Origin of the sequence: Paenibacillus sp. cl6col (assembly GCF_900102125.1) — a bacterium.
GTDB classification, from domain to species: domain Bacteria; phylum Bacillota; class Bacilli; order Paenibacillales; family Paenibacillaceae; genus Paenibacillus_B; species Paenibacillus_B suaedae.
Genome location: NZ_FNAZ01000001.1, coordinates 490,719 through 513,730, shown reverse-complemented (window position 1 = coordinate 513,730; position 23,012 = coordinate 490,719). Strand labels below are relative to the sequence as shown.

At 46.6% G+C, this 23,012-nt stretch carries 19 protein-coding genes; 17 read left to right on the top strand and 2 right to left on the bottom strand.

The window, feature by feature from the left end; translation table 11 throughout:
* Positions 1–125 precede the first annotated feature (125 nt).
* Entirely contained in the window at positions 126–1,460 is a 1,335-nt protein-coding gene (locus BLS15_RS02180; protein WP_021256399.1) for an ABC transporter substrate-binding protein, read from the bottom strand.
* A 396-nt stretch (positions 1,461–1,856) separates the two neighbouring features.
* On the opposite strand from BLS15_RS02180, the gene BLS15_RS02175 reads away from it, so the two are divergent.
* The 9 genes from BLS15_RS02175 (at position 1,857) to BLS15_RS02135 (ending at position 13,265) form a co-directional block, all read left to right on the top strand.
* Positions 1,857–2,177, top strand: a complete 321-nt coding sequence (locus BLS15_RS02175) for a PadR family transcriptional regulator (RefSeq protein WP_021256398.1) — start codon at positions 1,857–1,859, stop codon at positions 2,175–2,177.
* Positions 2,174–3,532 carry a DUF4097 family beta strand repeat-containing protein gene (locus BLS15_RS02170; protein ID WP_090509657.1) on the top strand — a complete coding sequence of 453 codons (1,359 nt, stop codon included), beginning with the start codon at positions 2,174–2,176 and terminating at the stop codon, positions 3,530–3,532. Before BLS15_RS02175 ends, BLS15_RS02170 begins: the two co-directional genes overlap by 4 nt.
* A 247-nt stretch (positions 3,533–3,779) precedes the next feature.
* Positions 3,780–5,696, top strand: coding sequence for a heavy metal translocating P-type ATPase (locus BLS15_RS02165; RefSeq protein ID WP_021256396.1), 1,917 nt, complete (start codon positions 3,780–3,782; stop codon positions 5,694–5,696).
* A gap of 133 nt (positions 5,697–5,829) precedes the next feature.
* Entirely contained in the window at positions 5,830–6,474 is a 645-nt protein-coding gene (locus tag BLS15_RS02160) for an SGNH/GDSL hydrolase family protein (protein WP_028531682.1), read from the top strand.
* 201 nt (positions 6,475–6,675) lie between these two features.
* A complete protein-coding gene (locus BLS15_RS02155; RefSeq protein WP_051614014.1) occupies positions 6,676–7,653 on the top strand; it encodes an AraC family transcriptional regulator in 978 nt (325 codons plus the stop codon).
* A 194-nt stretch (positions 7,654–7,847) separates the two neighbouring features.
* The gene (locus BLS15_RS02150; protein WP_081677076.1) at positions 7,848–9,455 is read left to right on the top strand and encodes a potassium/proton antiporter; all 1,608 of its coding nucleotides are present in this window, start codon (positions 7,848–7,850) and stop codon (positions 9,453–9,455) included.
* An 87-nt stretch (positions 9,456–9,542) separates the two neighbouring features.
* Complete coding sequence (locus BLS15_RS02145; protein ID WP_021256393.1) at positions 9,543–10,337, top strand: alpha/beta hydrolase family protein; 795 nt, start codon at positions 9,543–9,545, stop codon at positions 10,335–10,337.
* A 373-nt stretch (positions 10,338–10,710) separates the two neighbouring features.
* Positions 10,711–10,992, top strand: coding sequence for a hypothetical protein (locus BLS15_RS02140; RefSeq protein WP_021256392.1), 282 nt, complete (start codon positions 10,711–10,713; stop codon positions 10,990–10,992).
* A 149-nt stretch (positions 10,993–11,141) separates the two neighbouring features.
* Positions 11,142–13,265: a methyl-accepting chemotaxis protein gene (locus BLS15_RS02135; protein WP_021256391.1), complete on the top strand. Its 2,124-nt coding sequence runs from the start codon at positions 11,142–11,144 to the stop codon at positions 13,263–13,265.
* A 114-nt stretch (positions 13,266–13,379) separates the two neighbouring features.
* Here the strand turns inward: BLS15_RS02135 and BLS15_RS02130 are convergent, their stop codons facing one another.
* Positions 13,380–14,189 (bottom strand): DUF4097 family beta strand repeat-containing protein, encoded by an 810-nt coding sequence (locus BLS15_RS02130; RefSeq protein ID WP_036666793.1) that lies wholly within the window; start codon positions 14,187–14,189, stop codon positions 13,380–13,382.
* Between the two features lie 360 nt (positions 14,190–14,549).
* On the opposite strand from BLS15_RS02130, the gene BLS15_RS02125 reads away from it, so the two are divergent.
* The 8 genes from BLS15_RS02125 (at position 14,550) to BLS15_RS02090 (ending at position 22,984) form a co-directional block, all read left to right on the top strand.
* Positions 14,550–15,722, top strand: a complete 1,173-nt coding sequence (locus BLS15_RS02125; RefSeq protein WP_254777267.1) for a nucleotide-binding protein — start codon at positions 14,550–14,552, stop codon at positions 15,720–15,722.
* Positions 15,723–15,796: 74 nt separating this feature from the next.
* The gene (locus tag BLS15_RS02120; protein WP_065292425.1) at positions 15,797–17,062 is read left to right on the top strand and encodes a TadA family conjugal transfer-associated ATPase; all 1,266 of its coding nucleotides are present in this window, start codon (positions 15,797–15,799) and stop codon (positions 17,060–17,062) included.
* The gene (locus BLS15_RS02115) at positions 17,037–17,810 is read left to right on the top strand and encodes a type II secretion system F family protein (protein ID WP_021256387.1); all 774 of its coding nucleotides are present in this window, start codon (positions 17,037–17,039) and stop codon (positions 17,808–17,810) included. Before BLS15_RS02120 ends, BLS15_RS02115 begins: the two co-directional genes overlap by 26 nt.
* Before the next feature lie 40 nt (positions 17,811–17,850).
* The gene (locus BLS15_RS02110; RefSeq protein WP_090509654.1) at positions 17,851–18,732 is read left to right on the top strand and encodes a type II secretion system F family protein; all 882 of its coding nucleotides are present in this window, start codon (positions 17,851–17,853) and stop codon (positions 18,730–18,732) included.
* A gap of 51 nt (positions 18,733–18,783) precedes the next feature.
* Positions 18,784–18,960, top strand: coding sequence for a Flp1 family type IVb pilin (locus BLS15_RS02105; RefSeq protein WP_021256385.1), 177 nt, complete (start codon positions 18,784–18,786; stop codon positions 18,958–18,960).
* A 187-nt stretch (positions 18,961–19,147) separates the two neighbouring features.
* Positions 19,148–19,681, top strand: a complete 534-nt coding sequence (locus tag BLS15_RS02100; protein WP_235075195.1) for a pilus assembly protein — start codon at positions 19,148–19,150, stop codon at positions 19,679–19,681.
* A gap of 47 nt (positions 19,682–19,728) precedes the next feature.
* Complete coding sequence (locus BLS15_RS02095) at positions 19,729–21,984, top strand: acyl-CoA cholesterol acyltransferase (RefSeq protein ID WP_254777266.1); 2,256 nt, start codon at positions 19,729–19,731, stop codon at positions 21,982–21,984.
* Complete coding sequence (locus tag BLS15_RS02090; RefSeq protein ID WP_235075193.1) at positions 21,953–22,984, top strand: AAA family ATPase; 1,032 nt, start codon at positions 21,953–21,955, stop codon at positions 22,982–22,984. Before BLS15_RS02095 ends, BLS15_RS02090 begins: the two co-directional genes overlap by 32 nt.
* Positions 22,985–23,012: the final 28 nt, after the last annotated feature.

Genomic DNA, 23,012 nt, shown 5'->3' with positions numbered 1-23,012 from the left:
CCCTCTCCTTTAGAACAATGATAAAGAAAGGTCAAGCCAAAGCCGCATGCCCTGTTCCCGTGTGGTATATAGGGGAGACGACCTTGCTTGACCACAGATGTACACACGCAATTGTTAGTTGCTATCTAGTTGCTATCTTCGAGTACCTTGTTAATTTCCACAGCTGCTTCCTTCATCAATTTCACTGGGTCGCCTTTTTCAAGAACCATCTTGCCCATTGCTTCGATGTAGAGGTTGCTGAACTCAGGGTACAATGGATGCTGCATGCGCGCTTGCACTTGGTCGAAGTTGTCAAGCACGGCTTTGTATTGTGGCCAACGCTGCATGTACGCTTTGCCTTCTTCTGTATCGATGGCCGACTTGTGTGTAGGGAGGTAGCCTACTTTTTCTGCCCACTTCAAATTGTTCTCTTTGCCTGTCATGAATTGAATGAACTTCCAAGCTGCTTCTTTTTGATTGTCCTTAGCACCTTTCATCATGACGATGCCAGCGCCGCCGATATTGGAGATGCGTGTTTTGTCACCCGGCAAGAAGGAAACGCCAACTTCGAACTTCGCATTTTCCACGTATGTTTTGATCATTGCGGAAGTGTGCTCAACCATACCAATTTTACCTTCCAGGAACATTTGACGCATTGTGCCAGAAGCACCTTTGCCGTAACCGATGTGCATGTTGCCTTCATCAACCCAACGCTTGAAGTTCTCGATGTAGCGCAGGCTTTCAGGTGTATCGATTGCTGCTTTTGTCATGTCTTCGTTCAGAACAGAACCGCCGCCGTTAATCATCCAAGGATCGTAGTACCAGTTATCCCAGCCTGGAACGGAAAATGCATAGCGAACTGTTTTTCCGTCTTTCTTCTCTGTAACTTTCTTATTGTAGTCTTCGATTTCTGCCCAAGTTTGCGGAGGCTGAACGCCGAGCTTATCAAGCAATGTTTTGTTGTAGACCATAACACTCGTACTTACGATTAGCGGGAATCCAAATTGACGGCCTTCATACGCATATGCCTTAAGCATGCCTTCTGAGAAGTCGGAAGTATCAACCTTGTCGCGCTCTACATAAGGTGTCAAATCTTCGAAAATACCATCACGAGAGAAGATAGGCAAGGAAGATACTTCAACGTTCGTTACCGCTGGAACATCGCCGGCAGCTACAGCCGCAAGCAGCTTCTTATGTAAGTCTTCATATCCGCCCTGGTATACAGGCTCAACAGTAATGTAAGGATATTTCTTCTGGAACTCCCCGATCATATAGTTCAAGCCCTCAGTCTGAGCTTCTGCATGGGAGTGCCAATATTGAATTTTAACAGGTGTCTTATCTTCCTCCTTCACAGCAGGCGCGCTTGCACCTGATTCACTGCTTTGGCCTTCTCCAGAAGATGAACCGCTCGAACAACCAATAACGGATATAAATAGTAGAGAGATGACAGTGAGCAGGGTAAACCAGCGTTTTGCTTTCATAATTACACTCCTTAGTAGAATTAAAATAACAGGTTCCCATAGTGATACATCTTGTTAGCTTTAGCTAACCAATCCAAATCTTTAGCGAAATTCGTCGAATCTGTGCACATGCCTCATTGTAAATGCCAATATTAAACATAGCGTTAAGCAGAAGATAAGGAATTGTAAATAATTTCATTGCTTGTTTATGGGAACCTTGTGGCAAAAGCTTATCTCATCTTATGTGAATGCGTTTTCAATCATTACTATAGAAACTCATGATTTCGTAAATTTCTATTAAAGCTAAATCGCTTTAATTATTAGTAGATTGTGTATGAAAAGGTATCTTGCAATACACAGTAGTGAGTGATACAATGTAGGAAATTACCAATGACAAGGGAAGGTGGTGGAGATGTCGTGAATGTTCAATTTAAAAAGGGAGTTCTGGAGCTGTGTGTACTTGTACTTACCTATGAACAAGATCGATACGGGTATGAGCTTGTTCATCGCATCTCAGAGAAGTTCCAGGTCGCAGAGGGAACGATGTATCCACTGCTTCGCAGATTGACACAGGAAGGGTATTTTTCAACTTATCTGAAGGAGTCTCCGGAGGGGCCTCCGCGCAAGTATTACAAGCTGACGGATACGGGCAAGACCTACATGCATGAAATGCTAAAGGAATGGAGTCTATTCTCCAAAGGTGTAGATGAGATGATTAAGGAGGTAATGTCAAAATGAGCATGCAGAAGTTAGAATTTCTCGTAAGATTGGAACGGGAGCTGGGGGAGATTCCTTCGGCGGAGCGTGCGGAGATCATGACGGACTTTGAGGCTCACTTCCAAGATGCGATGCAGACTGGCAAGACCGAAGAGGATATTCTAAATGCACTGGGCAGTGTACAGACCATTGCAAACGAAATTCTTGAACAGCATCGTCAGCAGGCTTCACTAGAGGGACAGACTGAGGAGGATACACGCTCTAATGGTGAAGGAGAACGCAGTGATGGATATTCAGTAAGTGAAGAAACGCATGCTGAGGAATCGTCTCACACATTCTCTGCTTCTTCCTTTAGTCAAGAAGATCGCAGTCAATCGAATTTATGTATTCACACACTCCGCATACATACTAGTGAGGTGGATGTCGCCATTGAATCATATGAAGGAGACCGGATCGGCTATCGCATCGAATCGGATGAGCCAGAGAAGTTCGATATTCGTGATTATATAGACGGAGATACGTATACAATATCGGCTCGAATGAGATACAATGCGAAGCGCTTTTTCTCCTTTATCAATTTACGGTATGGCGACCAGAAGTTATATATCCGTGTACCTAGCAGCTACCAAGGAGACATTCAAGTGGTGTCTGAATCAGGAGATATTGACATGCAGCATGTTCGTGCAGACCAATTACAATTGGAATTGTCATCAGGAGATGGAGTGATTCGGCAAGGGGCATTTCAGGATGTACGAATAATAAGCAAATCCGGAGATATCCGTATGGAATATAGCTCGGCCGAACGGATAAGTATGGAGGCATCTTCAGGTGACGTGGACGTCAGCCGCATTAACACGCATACAATGGCAGTTAGGACATCATCCGGAGATGTAGAAATTGATCAGCTTCATGCTGAAGAGCTGCGTGCAGAAGTCACGTCAGGTGATCTTAGTCTCAGCGACGGTGTCGGACTTAATTGGTACTTGTCCTCTTCTTCAGGAGATATTGAAGCAGAGCGAATTCGAGCTAATATGGATATCGTTAGCCACTCTGGAGAAGTTGAAATCGACGAATTGAACGGAGCACTCCTGTTGAAGTCGAGTAGCGGGGACGTGGAGTGCACATTGGGTCGTGATATTGGCCCTTCGGTGATTGAAAGTAAATCCGGGGATATCGACGTTCGAATCTCCTCGTGGGCGGCGAATGTTCAGATTGAGGCGATGGCAGATCACGGAGACTTGTCCGTGAAGCTTCCGCAAGTACGGACAGAGACGGAACGTCGGGATTACTACCGCGGAAGTATTGGAGTGGATGGACCTGTAGTTCGGATTGCATCTGTAAGTGGCGATATCGAGCTTCGGGAGACAAGAGCCTGACAGATATAGGTGCGCCTCATTTCAATGTTTATTTTTCTGCTTGCAGATATTCACATTTCTATTCACATTTCTTGAACTGTTGATTATAATAAATACAGTAATGTTGCCTCAATTCAAAAAAAATGACCATAGTGAAAATTAATCTCATTCTCAATACACATGCTGCTTCCAACACGGAAGCAGCATGATGCATTTTTAGGGGATTAACAACGATAGTCATTTTCATTTGAAGAGAGGATGAAATGAAATGAACAATACAATTTCGATGACAACATCATGGAAGCAATGGCTTGGCGAACATAAAGAATCCTGCGCAGCAGCTGGAAGCCTGCTGTTTCTGCTGCTAGCCATGTTCAGCAATCAGCTTGCTGAACAATGGGCGGTAGCGTGCTATGTACTGTCTTACGTGTGTGGAGGATGGCTTAAGCTGAAGGAAGGCATTGTTACGCTGCTTCGCGACAAGGATTTGGATGTTAACCTACTCATGATTGCTGCCGCACTTGGTGCTGCTTCGATTGGATACTGGTCTGAAGGCGCAGTGCTCATTTTCATTTTTGCATTGAGTGGCGCACTTGAAACCTTTACGATGAACCGCAGCTCGCGAGATATCTCTGCGCTGATGGATTTGAAGCCGGAGCAAGCGCTCGTCATTCGAAATGGGATTGAATGGTTACTGCCTGTAGAGCAGTTGATAATAGGGGATCTTGTGCTTGTAAAGCCAGGTGAGCGTATACCAGCAGATGGAACGGTTCAGGATGGCCAATCCTCTGTCAACCAATCCTCGATTACAGGAGAGAGCATTCCTGTAGATAAGGCCATGGGGGATGACGTATACGCAGGAACGGTGAATGGGCAAGGGGCTTTGTATGTTACTGTATCGAGATCAAGTGACTCGTCTCTCTTCGCGAAGATCATTCGCCTCGTTCAAGAAGCTCAGAGTGAGATGCCCAAGTCGCAGCGGATGATTGAGAAATTCGAACATATATACGCAAGAGTGATTATTGCTGCAACCTTGGCGCTTGCAGTTCTTCCCCCACTGCTGCTGCAAGAAGCATGGTCGGATGCCTTTTATCGGGCAATGGTATTTCTCGTTGTGGCCTCACCATGCGCATTGGTTGCCTCTATCATGCCAGCAACACTGTCTGCTATTTCGAACAGCGCACGAAAAGGCGTTTTGTTCAAGGGAGGCGCATATTTGGATCTTATCTCGCACGTAAAGGCAATTGCCTTTGACAAGACTGGAACGCTCACCTCCGGCAAGCTGGAGGTTACGGATGTCATTCCGTATGAATCAATGGATAAACGGGAGCTTCTATCTGCTGCCGGAGCGTTGGAGAAGCTGTCCACACATCCGATCGCTAAGGCAATTGTTGCTGAAGCAGAGCGTAACCAAGAGCATACAGAAGCCACTGAGCGTTTGCTGCGCCCTACTCAATTCCAAGCACATGCCGGGCAGGGCATTGAAGCTGAATGGGAAGGGAAGCAATGGAGAATCGGCAAGCCGTCATATATTTGCTCTGAGCAAGGGATGGATGAGATGATTCGCGCTCAGATCGAATCTTTGCAATGCAAAGGCAAGACGGTGATTGTGGTGGAGAGATCCGAGCGTGTTGTCGGTGTGATCGCGCTCCAGGATCGCATTCGCCCAGAGGCGATTGAAATGGTGAAGCAACTGAAGCGGCAGGGCATAGAGGTGGCCATGCTGACAGGCGATCAGAGACAGACGGCAAGTTCTATTGCTTCCCAAGCAGGAATTGACTTGGTGTTCTCCGAACTGCTGCCTGAAGATAAGCTCAACATTATTAAGAAGCTTAAGGAGCAATATGGACAGGTGGCGATGGTAGGCGATGGCGTCAATGATGCGCCTGCACTGGCCAGTGCAACTGTCGGGATTGCTATGGGGGCGGCAGGCAGTGACGCAGCTTTGGAGACCGCCGACATTGTCTTGATGAACGATGATCTGGCCAACATCGCGCATGCGATCGTGCTGGGGAGAAGAACACAGTCGATTGTAAAGCAGAACATCATATTCGCTGTAGCGGTCATTACGGGGTTAATTGCAACTAACTTCATACTCGGGATTCCTCTCCCGCTTGGAGTCGTCGGACACGAGGGGAGTACGATTCTTGTCATCCTGAATGGGCTTCGGCTACTGCGATCCTAACATAAAAATTTGAATGGTTGCCCGAGTGGGCAGGAATTGATGATCTCCCTATTGAATTAGGTATGTGGAAAAAAACTCCTAAGTGAGGTTATGTTTTGGATGTTGTTTCCATAATGTGTAGGGAGGTCATTGTATTATGCTGCAGCATGGGGATAAGATCGTTATCATTGGAGATTCCATAACGGATTGTGAGCGGGCTAGACCGTATGGGGAAGGATTATTCGGAGCCAATGGCAAAGGATACGTATCCATGTTCGATGCACTAGTTCAGACGGAGCATCCTGAGATGGGAATTCGCATCGTGAATATGGGCATTAGTGGGAATACAGTGGTTGATTTAGAGCGTAGATGGGAGACAGATGTCGAACAATTGGAGCCGGACGGACTTGTTATTTGTATTGGAATTAATGATGTCTGGCGTCAATACGATATGCCCTTCGTGTCGGAGCAGCATGTAGGTTCAGATCAATATTATGACACCTTGAATCGTCTCGTTGAACGATCCAAGCCGAATGTACGCTGGATTGCGTTAATGACACCCTATTATATTGAACCGAACCAAGAAGATGCGATGCGCCGAACGATGAATGAATACGGTCGAATTGTTAAGGAGATCGCGAATGAGCATGGTACATTATTTGTAGATACACAGCAGGTCATGGATAAGCTGCTGGAGCATTTCTATCCGGCTACACTGGCATGGGATCGCGTTCATCCGAGCGCGGTTGGACATATGGCTCTAGCCAAAGCTCTGTATCAGGCATGTTTTGCGGAGTAATCCTCATGGCAACAGGAAGCCTACATGATTCTTCAGGTAAGATCACTGGGCCTTCCTGTCGCATTTTCCCTCATAGACAGTCTTTAAACTTCCACATAGTTAAACATGCTTGTTGAGAAGAGGGATAAACCGCTGTTCGTGCAAACGCTTACATTGAGAGCTTTCCAAATTCGATATTTCTAGCGAATAGGAGGGGAATTGATGTCTGTAATAGGTAGTCAGCCCGCAATGAAAAACATGTGGATTGGCAGAAGCATTGAGGAGTTCTCATCAAAGGGTGTCGTATTTTTTCACTCAAAGTTTGAATTTCCAGAGGCTCTCCCTTGCAAATTGTATCGGATCGACCACACTCACGGCAATTTGCATGAGCATACCCATGATTATTTTCAAATTTGGTATGTCGTGAAGGGAGGGATCATGCATTCTTATCTCGGGAGACGTCACAAAATGCTCGCGGGAAGTGTATGCATCGTGCCTCCGTTTGCGGTACACGGTGTGGAATGGATTCCGGGACGACAGACGGAAGTCATTGGCTGCGAGTTCTTACCTTATTATATCAATGAGCGCTTTACCCAGCCTGAGCTCCAGAGTAATTTCATGGACTATCAGTATTTGCATCCTGTGCTAAGTGAAGGGGGAAGGAAGCCAACTTTAATGTCTCTCTCCGGTGAAGAAGAACGACATGTGAGGACGATTCTGGAGGAGATGCAGAGGGAGTTCCGGATGAAGACAGCTCATTACGGGCTTGTTTTAAAGGCGAATTTGCTGAAGCTTCTCGTTTTGTTGAGCCGGGGAAGTGAAGACAATGACACGAGAACAGTCGTGCAGGTAAAGAAGGAGGAAGATCGTATAAATAAGCACCGAGAGGCTGTTCAAGTCTCTCTTGATTATGTGCATAAGCATTTTCATGAGGATATTCGTCTGGAGCAGATTTGCCGGCTTGCATCACTATCCAAGACCTATTTCTGTGATGTGTTTAAATCCTACACAGGCAAGTCATTTAACGAATATTTGAATGATTTCCGCATGCGTCAGGCAAGCGAGATGCTGCTGACAAGAGATACTACAGTAGCAGAGGTATGTCGGGCTGTCGGATTTCGCGATTTAACGCATTTTTCAAGGATGTTCAAACGGTGGACGGGAATCCCTCCTTCTCATTATCGCAAGAAGAGCCGCTAAATATAACGATTACTTATGATTCATATACAGGAACCGGCGACACGTTCTTGTTGCCGGTTGTATATTTCGCAGCCTGTTCATAAGTTATTCTTATTTATTCGGTAGGTATACAGTATAATGGAGGTACAGTATGTAAACGCAATCCTCCATATTCCATCTTGATTGTGCTGGACGATACTGTATGCGATATAGTGATGAAAAGGGATGATGCGAATTTGTGGACGACGGATATGATTATTTTCTTATTTGGTTCTTTACTTCTAGCGGGAGTGATTAGTGCCAAATTCTCGAATCGATTCAATGTGCCTTCACTTGTATTGTTTATTATTGTAGGGATGGCATTGAATCCTCTCATTTATTACGATAATGCGAAGTTAACGCAGCTATTCGGGATTTTGGCTCTGATCATTATATTGTTCGATGGAGGAATGCAGACAAGCTGGCGTGACATTCGGCCTGTCATTGGCGGATCTGTATCGCTTGCAACCATCGGTGTAATGATTACTGCTACGGTTTTTGGTGTGTGTTCGGTATTTATCTTAGGAATTGATTGGAAAGAGGGCATGCTGATCGGTGCGATTGTCGGCTCTACGGATGCCGCAGCCGTGTTCGCAGTTCTCGGAAGCCAGAATGTGAAGAAGCGATTGACCTCCACCTTAGAGGCGGAATCAGGAACGAATGACCCGATGGCCGTCTTCTTGACGATATCATTCATTGAATGGATTCAGATTCCGGATCTTTCCGTATGGGAAATGCTGTTCTCATTTGTATGGCAAATGGGACTTGGACTTGGCTTAGGACTGCTCGCAGGCTGGTTCATCGTTCAAGTATTGAATCGAATTGCCCTTGATACATCTGGCATGTACCCTATACTTGCAATCGGATTCGCGATCCTAACTTATAGCGGTGTTGGTCTGCTGAAGGGCAGCGGCTTCTTAGCTGTATACGTGATGGCACTTGTCATCGGCAATTCCGATTTGCAATATCGTTTTACGATTGTAAGATTCAATGAGGGCTTCGCCTGGCTGATGCAGATCATGATGTTCATCCTTCTTGGACTTCTCGTGTTCCCGCTTCAACTGCTAGAGATTACATGGCAAGGTCTGGTGCTGTCAATTCTTCTCATGTTCGTCGCAAGACCGCTCGGTGTATTCATTAGCTTGATGTATAGTAAGTTTACAGGCAAGGAGAAGACGCTTATTGCTTGGGCAGGGTTAAAAGGTGCGGTGCCTATTGTTATGGCGACATATCCTATGATTGCAGGCTTAGAGCATGGACAATTGTTCTTCAATATTGTATTCTTTATTGTTCTGACGTCTGCCCTTATTCAAGGGGCTACCATTTCTCCGCTTGCGAAGCGGCTTGGATTGGCTGGCGAACCAGGCGGGCAGCAGGTACATGCGCTTGAGCTGGTGTCGGTCGGGAAGACGAACATGGACTTGGTGAAGAAAACGATTGAGCCTGGTGCTTGTATAGAGAACAGCTACTTGCATCAATTAAGATTGCCGGATGACACCTTGATTACAGCTATAATTCGTGGGGAAGAGATGATTGCGCCCAAAGGAACCACGCAGTTATTGGCAGGAGATGTGGCTTATGTACTCGTTGCCAAAAATCAAAGGGATGAAATAAGAAGATTGTTCACCGAGCAGATCCAAGATAGTCAATGTACGGTGACAAGTGGCAGTGCCGCGGATCGAGAACAGACAACTGTAGACACCCAATCAGACACAGAGAATCAACCGATAGTGAGCTCGACAGAACGTACGGTTGCGGAGAATAAGTGGCAAGGAAAAGACTAATGTATTCATGCAGGGGAAGGCACCATGATGAACACACCATGATGAGTTAGTACGATACAATGACTTTCAAGGGGGAAGTGGAATCGTATGCTAGGATTGGAGAAGCACACATACCGAATTCGCAAAATTGCGATGGAATGGAAGCGGGATGATAAGACGTTGCGTGGCTTGATTACTCTGCCTGTTACGGAACAACCTGTAGCAGCAGTTGTAATGAGTCATGGATTTACAGGGCATATGCTGGAGGGCAGAGGCTTCTTTCGACGGCTTAGTGAACAGTTGGCACAGGCTGGTGTCGCCGCGATTCGCTTTGACTTCGCAGGCAGCGGTGAGAGTGATGGAACGTTTGAAGAAATGACGCTGTCAACTGAGCTGGCGGATGCATTAACTGTATTTCAAGCCGTGCGTTGTATGGAAGGCATTGATTCGAATCGTGTCAGCTTACTGGGCTTCAGTATGGGGGGAGCGGTATCGCTTCTGGCAGCTTCACAGCTGGGAGAAGAGGTGCATCGCTTAGTGGGGCTTTGCCCTGCTGCCAATATCTTTGATATTGTAGCTAGAGAGGCGGCCGGTTCACGATTCAAGCAGCTGTTGGAAGAAGGGCGTATGGACATGAATGGCTTCATCGTAGGCCAAGGATTGCTGGATGATACGGCACAGCATGATATGTATGCTGCTGCATCTCGTATCCACTGTCCAACGTTGTTCGTTCATGGGACGGCTGACGGCGCTGTTCCCCCTTATATTTCTTATCGATTGGCAGCTGCGATGGATGGGCGTGCTAACATTACGTGGATTGATGGTTCTGATCATGTATTTTCGTTGTCTGAGCATTCGAAGAAAGTCTGTGAGGCGGTTGTGAAATTTTTAGCAGATAAGTAGCAAAAAGTTATGTCGTAGGGGACGAAAAAAGAAGTGATTGATGTGATCTATCTCCTTTTATTGGTATGAGCAATGCTGCACAATAGATTCAGGTATGGCGTCTATGCATTGGCGTATACGTCATGCAATGTGCCCGTCCATCTGCCCCCCAACTCCAGGTAGGGCGGGACACTTTGCGCCATTTACGCATCTGCTTGCGAGCGGGTGCGTTTTGTTCTTTCTAGAGGCTTTGCTGCAGAGCATACAGTTTGAATAATAAAAAAATGAGGAAAATGTTTCATAATACTATTGTGAAATAGGACTAATTAACCGATATTAGTAGTAGTGCGTAAAAGTACAGCGAGGTTAAGAGAAGAAAGGTGAAGGCAAATAGATGAAGTATGAGAAATTGAATGAAGAGTTTAAGCATGTTGGCTACAGTCCGTACCGTTATGTTCATATTGTGGATGTAACGACAGAAGCAGTTGATTTTGATCACCGTGAGAAAGAACGTCTCGATCAATTAGTAATTGGGTCAGAAGAACCAATGACTGAAGAACAGTTGAAGGAAGATGCACGCGCTAAGTTGATGGAAGAGCATCCAGATTTCCAGTTTTTCCGTGAGGTACAGGTGGCGAAATTGGATGTAGTGAAGTGCTTTGATCTAGAACTGTAGTAGAGACGAGAAGGAAGCAGCGTTTGTGAATTTGGATGCTAAGTTCTCCCCTTAGGTGTGTTTTATGCAGCGGGTACGATGCCGCACGTAAGGGGACGAGCTTTCTAAATAGCAGCACAGGTACCTATAGCGATAAGGAGATGAATCGGTTGTTCAAGGGGCTTAAGAGAGTACAGGGGACGACATCACGGAAAGTGGATTGGAAATCACTCGTTTCATCCGTATTTCAGAATCCATCTCGTTCCGTGGGAACGAAGTTATTTCTTGTATTTGTAATCAGCATTATTGTGTTCGTTTTTAGTGTTGGCATGATTTCGTATCTATTCTCCAAGAATGCAATTGAAGATCAAGCATCCAAGTCCAATTATCAGACTATGATCCAAGCAGCGCAAAAAATTGATCTTCAGCTGACCCAGTTCAACAATATGACGATGCAGATTATGTTCGATCCAAACCTGACTGCTTCGCTCAAAACCTTGAAGGACAATCAGCTTAGCGCTTATGAAAAGATTCAATCTACGGAAGCGATTACGAAAACGCTTCAAACCTACAGTGTTGGCAATCCATTAATTGAGAACATTTATTTGATCCCAATTGATCCCAAGCGCAATACGATGGCTGCACTTGGCATTCGGAGTAAGCTGGACGATTTGCGCAAGCAACCATGGTTTGAAGAAGCAACGAAGAGCAATGGACAATCCATTTGGGTAGATACAATGCCGAAAGGTGTTGATAAGGCGCCGGAGCCTACATTCGGTATTGCAAGACCAATGCGTGATTTGAATTCTGGGATGGCTGAATACATCGTTCTAATGGAAATTAGACTGGCTACTTTCCAGAAGTCGCTCGATGGGATTAATCTAGGTGAGGGATCTACCGTTCAAGTGGTGAATCGTGCGGGTCATTTTATTTATACCGAGGAAGATGGGAAGTTGACCAAAGAAGCTCCGAAGTGGCTTCTGCCGGAAGTTGAGGAGGGCAATACTAGTGCGATTAGCGGAAGCGGGAAGATAAGCTCTGATTCCGATGGCGAGATGCTCCTGGTCTATGATCAGATGCCATCGAGCCGATGGCTGCTAGTTGGAGCAGTTCCTGTAGCTGAACTGGTGAAGGAAGCCAAGTCCATCTTGACACTTACATTCATCTCTATGCTGGCTGCTGCTGTCATCGCAGTCGTAATCGGCTGGTTGGTGATTCAATGGGTAGCGACTCCACTCGTGAAGCTGCGGAATCTCATGAATGAGGGTGCACAGGGCAATCTGGCAGTACGTGCAGTTCCTAAGTCTAAGGATGAGATTGGCCAGCTTGCGAATGGATTCAATACGATGATGGAACAGATTACGAATCTTGTGAAGAGCACAGATGCAAGCGCTCGTGCCGTCTTAGATACAGCTTCTTACTTGTCTGAAGCTTCACGCAGTACTGCAATTTCTGCGAAGGAAATTGCGATTGCCACAGAGGAAATTGCGAAGGGAGCCACTTCCCTGGCGGTAGAGGCTGAGCGAGGTCACGATCTCACGCACAGCATGGCTTCGCAAATGTCGAAGGTCATAGATGCCAACGGACAAATGGATCATTCGGTTCAGGCGGTTGCCGAATCGAGCACACTTGGTGCATCGAACATGACTTCCTTAATGAGTCGCACGACTTCCACCGGTGATATGATGCGCTCGCTTGCGACGAAGGTCAATACACTGAGTGACAGTACACAATCGATTCGCAAAATTTTGGATGTCCTTCATAACATGACGAAGCAAACGAATATTCTGTCCCTCAATGCAACCATTGAGGCTGCGCGTGCAGGAACTGCAGGCAAGGGCTTCATGGTCGTTGCAGATGAAATTCGGAACCTTGCTGATCAATCAAGACAGTCCATCGATATTGTGGGGCAAATTACTGAGAAGATTCAGCTAGAGATTACGGAGACCGTAACAGCGTTGTCAGAAGCATTCCCTCTCTTCCAGAAACAAGCGGAAGCTGTGCAGGAGACAGATGTCATCTTCTCAACGGTACAGCAGCAGATGGATGGCATGATTCAGCAGCTTGGAAATGTGACAGGCTCCATTGGGCGTCTAAATGAGGCACAGTCCATTCTGGTAGAAGCGATGAGCAATGTAAGTGCGGTTGCGGAAGAGGCATCTGCTACTTCCGAAGAGGTTGCATCGTTAAGCACGGAACAGTTGAATGTATCGAACCGCTTAGTCGAGCTGTCTCAGCAGCTTGAAGATGTATCCTCGAATCTGAAGGAAACCTTATCTCAATTCAAATATTAGTACCGATAGAGAAAGCCCGTATCTCCAACGAGAGATACGGGCTCCTGTATGATCGGCGACTTTAAACCATCTATATAGTAGAATGGCAGCAGCTATTTTTCTTGATTTTCTGATTTAACGATTTAATTCGATTTCGCCTACCTGAGTAGAAATCAATAAAGATGGGCTCTTCGTATTGGCTGCCCCAATATGGCCTTTAACTTTCTTCGATACGATCATATTGGATGTACTTGCCCCGTCCAACTCGACATTATTAGTGATACTTCCCATATTAGTGGACAGCTCTACAGCCAGTGACTCCAGCTTCTCCGGCAAATCAAATGTTATCTTGCCAAACTCAGTATGAAGCTTAGTGCTCTCCATTCCCATTACATTGGAGGATGAAATATCGCTCGCACTGCCGTTGACAACTAGATGGCTAGGATACAGCCCAGACTCGGATTCAAGTGAGAGTTTTCCAAAATCATTGTTAATCTCTAAAGTGTCGTAATCCTTGACTGGAACTCGGACAATTAGTGATGGCGGAGAATCTGTATTTATGAAACTTTTTTGTTTAGAATGCAATTTAATCGTCAGCGTATTATCGTTTATTGTGCCGCTCACATCTGTCTCCATTGACCTGGATGTTCCATCTATTAGCTCATATTGTGCTTGACTTAATTGATGATCTCCGATAACGGTAATGTGGGCAGCTGTACTTAGAATACGGATCGTATGTATTTGGTTAACATCAAATTGTTTTTTCTTTGGATTGCTAGTTGATATTTTGCTCAATGCAGTTGAACCTTTTTCAGATATAGCTGAAGAAGATACTTCTGTGACGCTTGTATTCGATGCTCCTGTGGTTGCATGATCCGAAGCACACCCTGCCAAACTTATACTTGCTGTGGATAAGAGAATACATGCAAATTTGGTGTATCTCATTGTTCGTCTTCCTTTCAAATCGTAGTGTAATTACAAGTGGGAACTATGTAAACAAGACATGCTTCATGTTACCTGATTAAGGAACATTTGGTAACGGACTTCGGTCTGTTCACGTCCTAGACTTATGTCTAGAATGGAGAGGCTAGACTTGTATCGACATATTTGACAATGACCGGAGATTGGTTGTAACGATTTAATTAGGAAAAATATGTTGAAAATTGGATGGTATTATGATACTGTTGAAATAACTTCACACAATAATGTACGGAAGCACCGTCATGAAACGAAGCATCAATATTGATGCCCGTTTAATGGCGGTGTTTTTTTATGTCCATATTGAATTGCGGGGCGTTCTAATCCGTGAAGTTGAAAGGGGGGAGTGGGATTAACAGATGGGATATTGTAGTGGCACATCCGCAGAAGCGCATTTTAGACGGATACACGGATTATTGGAAGCAATCGACCTATGCTGAGAAGCTTCACCTTCGTGTATTTACTCAGGCGGATACGCTTGGTCACTATTTGCGTTTGAAGCCAGGCATACATGTTCTAGTCGCGGCACCTGAGCTGCTTGGGACACTCTCTTCATCCGATGTGAGAGGAATAATCGTGATCGCATTATCCGCAGAGAAGTCTGAACAACTGACAGGGGCCGACTTCCCTTGTAGGATAGAGAATCCATATCAGCCCATTCCGCAACTGTTCCAATCCATCATTGAATATTGTGAATCGGAAAATGCCTCCGAAGGGGACAAGCGGAGCAACACAGCGTGCCGTATCGTTGGCATTACTTCAACCTCAGGTGGAGCAGGGAAGTCAACAACGGCATTTCATTTATCTGCTGCGGCTGCTCAATCAGGTCTTCGACCCTTCCTTCTGAATGTAGATCCGATCCAAGAATACAGTTTGCTGCTACAAGAAGCGATCGAACAGAACGAAAATCAGAGCAACTTAGCACAATTATTTTACTACTTGAAGAAGGCTCAGGGAGGGCCGGGGAGTGAGCTGCTGTCCTTAGATCCATATATGCTGAGTGTTCCTGCAATAGGAGCGCGAATGCTCCATCCGAAGCAGTTAGCAGAGGAATGGAAGTGGATGGATGCCAGTATGCTGCGATTATTGTTGAATACGCTTCGGAGCAGCGGGCAGTACGACTTGATTATTGTGGAGGGCGCGCATTTTCACTCTCCATTCGAAGCGGTATGGGATGTGGCAGATCAGGTAATGTGGCTGCTCCTAGATGATATGGCCTATATACAGAAGACGAAGCTGTTGCTGCAGCAGTGGGCGCTTGCGGAAGAGTCTGTTGTGCGGCATCGAAGCAAGCTTATTCGGATGGGTGTGAATCGTTATATGGGGACGATGCTCAATTCATGGCAGCAGCGTGATGCTCCGATCTCAGGATATCTGCCTTACATACCGGCTTGGAAGCAAATTTATCGATTTGATCAATGGCTTCAATCGAGTGTATTCCGCTCAACCTTGGAGGAATGGGCAGGTTCAGAGTTGGGATTATTCAGCGGAGCGCGGTAAGGGGTGAGTCGATGGTACATGGGGACGAGGGGTACCAGTTCCAGCTGAAGCCTTCTGGGACAGAGTCTAATCTGATGTCGCTTGATGAATTGTATCTTACAATTCGGCAGCAGGTGCGCGAGAGTATGGAATGGGGGGAACCGTTATCTGATGAAGCATTAACAGAGAGGATCGAACAAGCGTTGTTTGCGTTTTCGAAGGCGATGAAATTGACCTCGGCAGATCTTCGAATGGTAGTAAGAAGAGTTTTTTATTCTTTCCGTGGTCTTGATGCGCTTCAGCCGCTCGTTGATGATCCCGAAATTACGGAGATTATGGTGAACAGTCATCGGGAATTGTTCGTTGAACGTCAAGGACATATGGAGAAATTAAATCATACCTTCGAAAGCGAGGAGAAGCTGGAGGACATTATTCAGGCGATCGTCTCTCAAGTAAATCGTACGGTGAATGAGTCTTCACCAATCGTCGATGCGAGATTGCGAGATGGATCAAGGGTTCATGTTGTTCTGCCCCCAATTGCGCTTAAGGGACCCACGGTAACGATTCGGAAGTTTCCTTCTAAGCCGCTTCATATGGAGGATCTCATACGATACGGCGCGATGAGTGAAGAGGCGGCACAAATTCTGCAGACGCTGGTAAGGGCGAAGTACAATTTGTTCATCAGTGGTGGAACTGGATCGGGGAAGACGACGTTCTTGAACGCTTTGTCTCAGTTCATTCCATCTGATGAACGGGTGATTACAATTGAGGATGCAGCAGAGCTGCAAATTCATTCAGTGCCGAATCTGGTGTCATTGGAAACGCGCAATGCGAATTCGGAAGGAAAGGGAGCCATAGCCATGCGTGACCTTATTCGAGCTTCGCTTCGGATGCGGCCAAACCGCATTATAGTGGGAGAAGTGCGTGGTGCTGAGGCTTTGGATATGCTTCAGGCAATGAATACGGGTCATGATGGTTCTTTATCTACGGGTCATTCCAATGGGCCCAAAGATATGGTGAGTCGCTTGGAAACGATGGTATTGAGTGGGGCTTCGCTGCCGGTTGTCGTCGTTAGACAGCAGATTGCCTCCGCAATTGATGTCATTGTTCATTTGGCAAGGATGCGAGATGGATCCCGTAAAGTGCAGGAGATTGCAGAAGTAATTGGATTTGCAGAAGGTGAAGTGAAGCTGTCGAGCCTGTATCAATTCGTGGAACACGGGCAGGAAGGCGGCAAAATTCTAGGAGGCCTTGTTAAGCGCGATACGTTGCAGCATGTGGACAAGCTGCGAATGGCGGGGCTGACTCTGCCTCAAGCAGAAGGGGGCGCGGACGATGAAGGGATCGAAGATCAAGACTGATGCTGGACTGCCTCGCTACGATGTATATCATTTGGACCGCAAGGAGCAGCTATTGGCGATCTTTGTTGGATGTTCTGTAATGGCAGGAATCGGATATCTATTCTACCAGCATTGGATAGGGATGATCCTGCTGTCAGTCATTGGGGTTCGATTTACCCAGATTCGGCAGCGGACACTGCTGGAACGAAAGCGGTCACAATTGACTCAGCAGTTCAAGCAGACCTTGTATTCTTTGTCTTCTGCACTAGGTGCAGGGCGATCAATGGAGAATGCTTTCCGTGAGGCTGCACAGGATTTGAGGCTGCTCTATCCCGGAACTGATGTGGATATGATTCGGGAGCTTCGTATTTTGTCGTTGCGAATGGAGAATGGCGAGCCAGTGGAACGAGCCATGATGGACTTCAGTGAGCGGGCCCAGCAGGACGATATCGCGAATTTTGCAGATGTATTTGTTACTTGCAAGCGGACAGGCGGGGATTTCATTGAAGTGGTGCGCAGAACTTCCTCCGTTATTGGAGAGAAGATGGATATTATGCAGGAGATAGAAGTATTAGTCGCACAGAAGAAGCTGGAGATGAAAGCGATGATGGCTGCTCCATTTTTGTTTCTAGCTTTTCTCAATATGACCTCGCCTGATTTTATGACGCCGTTATATGAAGGAGTCGGCAGAGTGATTGCAACAGCTGCATTGATTGTGTTGTCCATTGGGATCTTGCTAATTCGCAAATTAATGGATATTAGAGTGTAGTAATATCGTTTATGCATTATAGCAGGGAGGAGGTTGGTAAATGCTGCCCTCATGGATGTGGGGATTGGCATGCCTGCTTGTAATAGGGATTTATGCTGTGATGAATCAAGTAGGAAAGGCCCGCTATGCGGAATTACTTGCCTCGATCCAGTCGGAAGTAAAGACAGCGAAATGGCTTCCAGCACCTCTGATGTGGCTGGAACGATTACAACCAACACTTGATACGCATCCTGCACTGGTTCAGTTGAGGCAGTCGCTTATGCAAATGCACGGTCCAGCCCTGTCCCATACGATGTATCGCGCACTTCTGGCGGAGATGGGATTGTATGTATTTGCGGGCGTCGTAGCTGGATGTATTCTCCCTGCTGTGACGGACGGAAGTTTCGCCAACATGGCTGGAGGGATGCTGCTCGGTATCGTTCTGTCGCTAGTACGCGGGAAGGAGGTTGTCGGTAAGGCGGAACGCAGACGTCAGGATATTCAGCTGGAGCTCCCCGAATTGATTAATAAGCTGAATCTGCTCGTACAAGCGGGAGAGACAGTTCCCAAGGCTCTTACAACTTGCATTGAGCGGAAGAAGTCGGAGAACGAGCACCCATTATACATCGAGCTATTCCGAATGATGTTAGATGTACAGAATGGTTATTCTTTTGCTCAGGCCATGGAGCTGCTGGCGAAGCGCTGCACGATGCAGGAAGTTTCGATGTTCGTCACGACGGTGCTGATTAATCAGCGGCGTGGAGGAGAGACATTTGTGCTCGCGATGGCGGATTTGAGTCGACAGCTATGGGACAAGCGCAAGGCGGTGGCCCGCAAGCGAGGCGAAGAGGTATCTACCAAGCTGGTGTTTCCGATGATGCTCATGTTCCTCGTTGTACTAGTTGTCGTAGGAGCTCCTGCATTGTTAATGATGCAAGGGTGAGGAATAAGCAATTTCACTTATGATGTAATTCAATTGAAGGAGGATCATGATATGAATTCACTTTGGAAACGGTTATGGACGGAAGAAGATGGGCTTGGCATGGTAGAACTGGTCATTATCATTGCAGTTATTGTAGTATTAGCGATTGCTTTTAGGGAGCAAATCAAAGGATTTCTGACAAGGCTGTTCACGAAAGTAGATAAACAGACGGATGAAATTTTTAAATAGTAATTGTAAGTAATAATTGGAGGTAATAGAGGAGGGTTTCAAGCTGCATAAAAAGCTACGTAAATGGTGGAAACGGCTTGCCTCCGAAGATGGGGCCTACACCGTTGAAGCGAGTATAATCTTTCCGGTTGTTTTCTATTGCTGCTTAGCAATGCTCTTCTTCGCCATGTTGATGTTCCAGCATGTTATGTCATCACATGCTGCTACGTTAGCGGCGGAACGGGGGGCGGCGTTCTGGGACAACAGCTATAAAGATGCAACCAGGGGATCTTACCCTGTAGGAAAACATGATGGTCTGTATTGGCGGATGCTGGATGATTATATGCTGGATCGTTTGCTTGGTGTTGTTACCGGCAGTGTGACCAACGAAGTATCACTGCCGGTCAGTAGTGCCTCCGCGTCTTTGCCGGAGAAGAAGCTGATACGGGCAGGAAGACTGCTGCCTCCGGTATTCCATGGAGAGATGAAATTCGACAATATTGCAATTGAGCGGAAGGTGACCGTCTCACTCGAACGGCCATTGTATCAAACGGCATTCGAACGTTTAACTAGACGTCGTGTATCTGGAGAAGGAGGAGCATCTGCTGCAGTCGTAGAGCCTGTAGAATTTATTCGTTCCGTAGAATTTGCGAGGTACATGTCAACGAAGCTGGCTCAATGGAATAAGAAGGGGATATCGAATGAACAAGCTGCAGATACAATCAAGCGTGCGGCGAAATAGCAAAGCCAATGATGTAGCGATGTCTCATACATGCGGAGGTGCTGGAAATGATGGGGGACGAGAGTAATGCCCGAATACGGCGGAATTTGTGGAAAGAAATTCGAGGTTCCGTGTCCGTCCTGCTCATTTTCATAGTAGCTGCAATCTTTTTATTTACAAGTGTACTGATTGACTACGCACGAATTGCTGCTGCTGAATGGAGGGCAGAGGTACTCGCTCAGACTGGAATTCGCTCCGTCATGTCCGCCTATGAACCGGCACTGCAGCAGCGGTATCAATTGTTTGCTTATGGGAAGAGCGATCCTGCTTTCATAATGGATGAAGTGATGCGGGATCAGGCTGAGCTTAAGGCGACGGGGGTCTTTCCCTGGGTGCGTGTGCTGCTTGATAGTCATACTACCTCGATCACTAGGGAACTTGGTCGATATGACGAACTCGAGCGGCAAATCTTAGAGGAGGTGAAGTATAAAGCCCCTGTTCAATTTGCCTTCGATTTGTCCAGCAAGTTGAAGCCGATGTCCAAAGTGATGAAGGAGGCAGCGCAGACGACAGAACTGTTATCCAAGCTGCAGAAGCTAGTTGATAGGCGCGATAAGGAAATAGCCTCTGCCTTCAAGCTCCAGAAGTCGCTTCGCAATTATGCGGCGCGTTCTGATCTTTCTAGTCGGATTGCAACGGGAGAAAGTGATATTATGCGCGACAGCTCGCTTGGTTCAATTGGAAGTGCAGCGGATGTGGGAGCTCAATATGCAGACTATGTACATAAGATTCGTCTGGATTCGAATCGCGGTAAGGATGAGGACAAGCAGTATGAGAATGAAACGGATGACTATGAATCCGATTCATGGGATATATCGCGTAGGCTGACATCTACAACATCTAGTTTGCTGGATCAACATCGCATCGGATTGAACACAGCTTTGTCGCATGTAGAGAAAGCCCGTCAATATAATGAGGACATGAAGCGTGTCATTCAAGAGGTACGCGCAAGCTCGAACTATAACGGTTATGACCGAGTTGGACAATCTAGCGAGCAGAGTGAAGGGACAATGGATGAATCGGACCAGATGTCAGATTCGATTAAGCGTATTAATGAAGCTGCTGATGACCTAGTGCTGCCAGACGACTTCCTTACCGAATGGAAGCAGGAAATGGAAGAACAGCATCGGGGTATGGAACAAGTAAATGATGCAGCAAACCGTGTTCAATCGATGGTCAGTCAAATCGTCGGGAGAAGCATATCCGCTTATAACTTGAAAACTTCGATCCTCAGTCTGTGGAGGCAGTGGGAGCAATATGCAAAAGATTATATTGGCAGCTCGAATGTGATAGATGCTAGAGAACAGCGATTTGAACAGGGCCGATCTACAGAGAAGGAACGCAAGCAGAAAGAGAAGGAAGCGAATAGAAAGCTCGGGAAAGCGACAGACTTATTGTCCTCATTGAAGAAGCTGAATGATCAATTGAAGGAGCATGAACAGCTGTTTCAAGAAGTGAAAGAGAAGGCTAATGCAATTGCTGCATTTAATGAACATGAATCCAGTGAGGAGTCGGCAGTTGACCAAGAACGTGACGATGCGGTAGAAGAGGGGAAGGAGTCTATGGACGCTGTTACCTCTATCTATGATAGCATTGCTAACGGATTTAGCATGTTAAGAGATCGTTTATACCGTGATGAGTATGCGTTTCTCTATTTCAACACCTATGACCCTACGAAATTGAAATCGATACTTACTTCAGAGCAGTCTGCGGAAGAACTGATAAAGTCCTTATCCATACATAATCAAGAAGTGGAGTACCTATTGTATGGTCTTCATAATCCAGCAGGCAATGTGGCTGCAGCGTTGGGGGAGATCTTTGCTATGCGGCTTGCCATTCGTACGATGGAGGGCTTTATCGAATGTGCGAACTTGAGACATCCGCTGCTTATATTAGTAGCAGCTATTATTTATGGGATTGAACAGGCAGTTCAGGATTTGGTTCTTCTTGCTACGCAAGACAAAGTGCCAATTTCGAAATACTTGCCTTCCGTCACATTGTCTTACTCGGATCACTTGCGATTATTTATGCTCGTCCATGGCAGTCGGGAAGGAATGTTGAAGCGAATGCTCGCACTCATTCATCAAAATACAGGTATCGACCCCACGACAAGAGGTACCTATGGCGAGACGGAGCTGCGAATAAGCACACCGTTGTGGTTCCTACCCGGGGTTATGAAGTGGATTGGACAAACCGGCATATTGGGCGGTGAAGTCGAGAATGGAAGATACTATGCAACAAAGACATCCGTGTTCTCCTACTAGTGGCAAGTTACTAGCTCGGGCAAGGGGCTGGTTCATACGATGCGGCAATTGGCTCCGTCGCTATATGGGGGACGGTAGAGCCAGCATCACAGTCGAAGCTGCGCTAATGCTGCCTATGGTGCTGCTTTTGTTTTTGTTTTTTGTATATATGATTTACGCTTCTGTCATTACGACATCCTTGCAATCTGCTGCGACGAATACGGTGAAGCAGATTGCCGCTCATATGTATCCCATCGAACTGATGACGAAGAAGGTTGGAGCGGAAGCAGGGGACAACAACAGTCCTTGGCTCCGCAAGCCGCCGGCAATCGCTCTGAAAATGACAGCACGTCATTTCGCCGAGCGCTTCAGCAATACTTTGCCACCTCCATTGAATCAATGGGCATCCGAACATGTGGTGGACTGGGCGGAGAAGCGAGCGGAAGCGGCGGGGGAATGGGGCCAAGCGCGAGTCGGAGAAGTCTTGATAAAGCCTTTGTTCGTCCGTTACGGGATTCAAGGGACACTTAGAGAAGATCGGATCCGGATCACACATGTGAAGCTGCCGGATATTGTGGAGAAGGAAGACCCATATATCGCAATTGAAGTGGAATATGATCTGCCGATGCGTGTGCCGTTCTTATATAAGACGATCAGGATCGCTGCAAGAGCATCTGAGAGAGTTTGGATTGGGGATGGTCCGCAGCCCGGCTCAGCCAATAAAGGCACGGAAGAGAAAGGTGCGCCACCCGCTTTTGTTAGTTTGGAACCGGAACCGCTATTGCCAGGCCGCAAGGCCAAGTTAACAGCGAAGGCTAAGCCGCATGAAAAAGTCGAACTCGTAATCTTCTATAAAAGCGGCAAGAGCCAAGCGAGGCACATCGGTTGGGCAGAAGCGGATGCCGATGGGAATATAAGCTGGCTATGGCATGTCTCAGGCAATACAACCTCAGGTACGTGGAGATTAGTTATGAATACGGGAGACGGAAGAAGTGCGGAAAGGCAATTTATCGTAAAGTGATCTGGAGTCATACCACATGGGAGAAGGG

Coding starts and splice junctions, on each gene's coding strand:
- BLS15_RS02165 (WP_021256396.1), top strand. CDS start 3,780: ATGAACAATACAATTTCGATGACAACATCATGGAAGCAATGGCTTGGC.
- BLS15_RS02170 (WP_090509657.1), top strand. CDS start 2,174: ATGAGCATGCAGAAGTTAGAATTTCTCGTAAGATTGGAACGGGAGCTG.
- BLS15_RS02120 (WP_065292425.1), top strand. CDS start 15,797: ATGTCGCTTGATGAATTGTATCTTACAATTCGGCAGCAGGTGCGCGAG.
- BLS15_RS02090 (WP_235075193.1), top strand. CDS start 21,953: ATGCAACAAAGACATCCGTGTTCTCCTACTAGTGGCAAGTTACTAGCT.
- BLS15_RS02100 (WP_235075195.1), top strand. CDS start 19,148: ATGTCATCACATGCTGCTACGTTAGCGGCGGAACGGGGGGCGGCGTTC.
- BLS15_RS02150 (WP_081677076.1), top strand. CDS start 7,848: ATGAAAAGGGATGATGCGAATTTGTGGACGACGGATATGATTATTTTC.
- BLS15_RS02140 (WP_021256392.1), top strand. CDS start 10,711: ATGAAGTATGAGAAATTGAATGAAGAGTTTAAGCATGTTGGCTACAGT.
- BLS15_RS02180 (WP_021256399.1), bottom strand. CDS start 1,460: ATGAAAGCAAAACGCTGGTTTACCCTGCTCACTGTCATCTCTCTACTA.
- BLS15_RS02145 (WP_021256393.1), top strand. CDS start 9,543: ATGCTAGGATTGGAGAAGCACACATACCGAATTCGCAAAATTGCGATG.
- BLS15_RS02115 (WP_021256387.1), top strand. CDS start 17,037: ATGAAGGGATCGAAGATCAAGACTGATGCTGGACTGCCTCGCTACGAT.
- BLS15_RS02105 (WP_021256385.1), top strand. CDS start 18,784: ATGAATTCACTTTGGAAACGGTTATGGACGGAAGAAGATGGGCTTGGC.
- BLS15_RS02095 (WP_254777266.1), top strand. CDS start 19,729: ATGATGGGGGACGAGAGTAATGCCCGAATACGGCGGAATTTGTGGAAA.
- BLS15_RS02155 (WP_051614014.1), top strand. CDS start 6,676: ATGTCTGTAATAGGTAGTCAGCCCGCAATGAAAAACATGTGGATTGGC.
- BLS15_RS02110 (WP_090509654.1), top strand. CDS start 17,851: ATGCTGCCCTCATGGATGTGGGGATTGGCATGCCTGCTTGTAATAGGG.
- BLS15_RS02130 (WP_036666793.1), bottom strand. CDS start 14,189: ATGAGATACACCAAATTTGCATGTATTCTCTTATCCACAGCAAGTATA.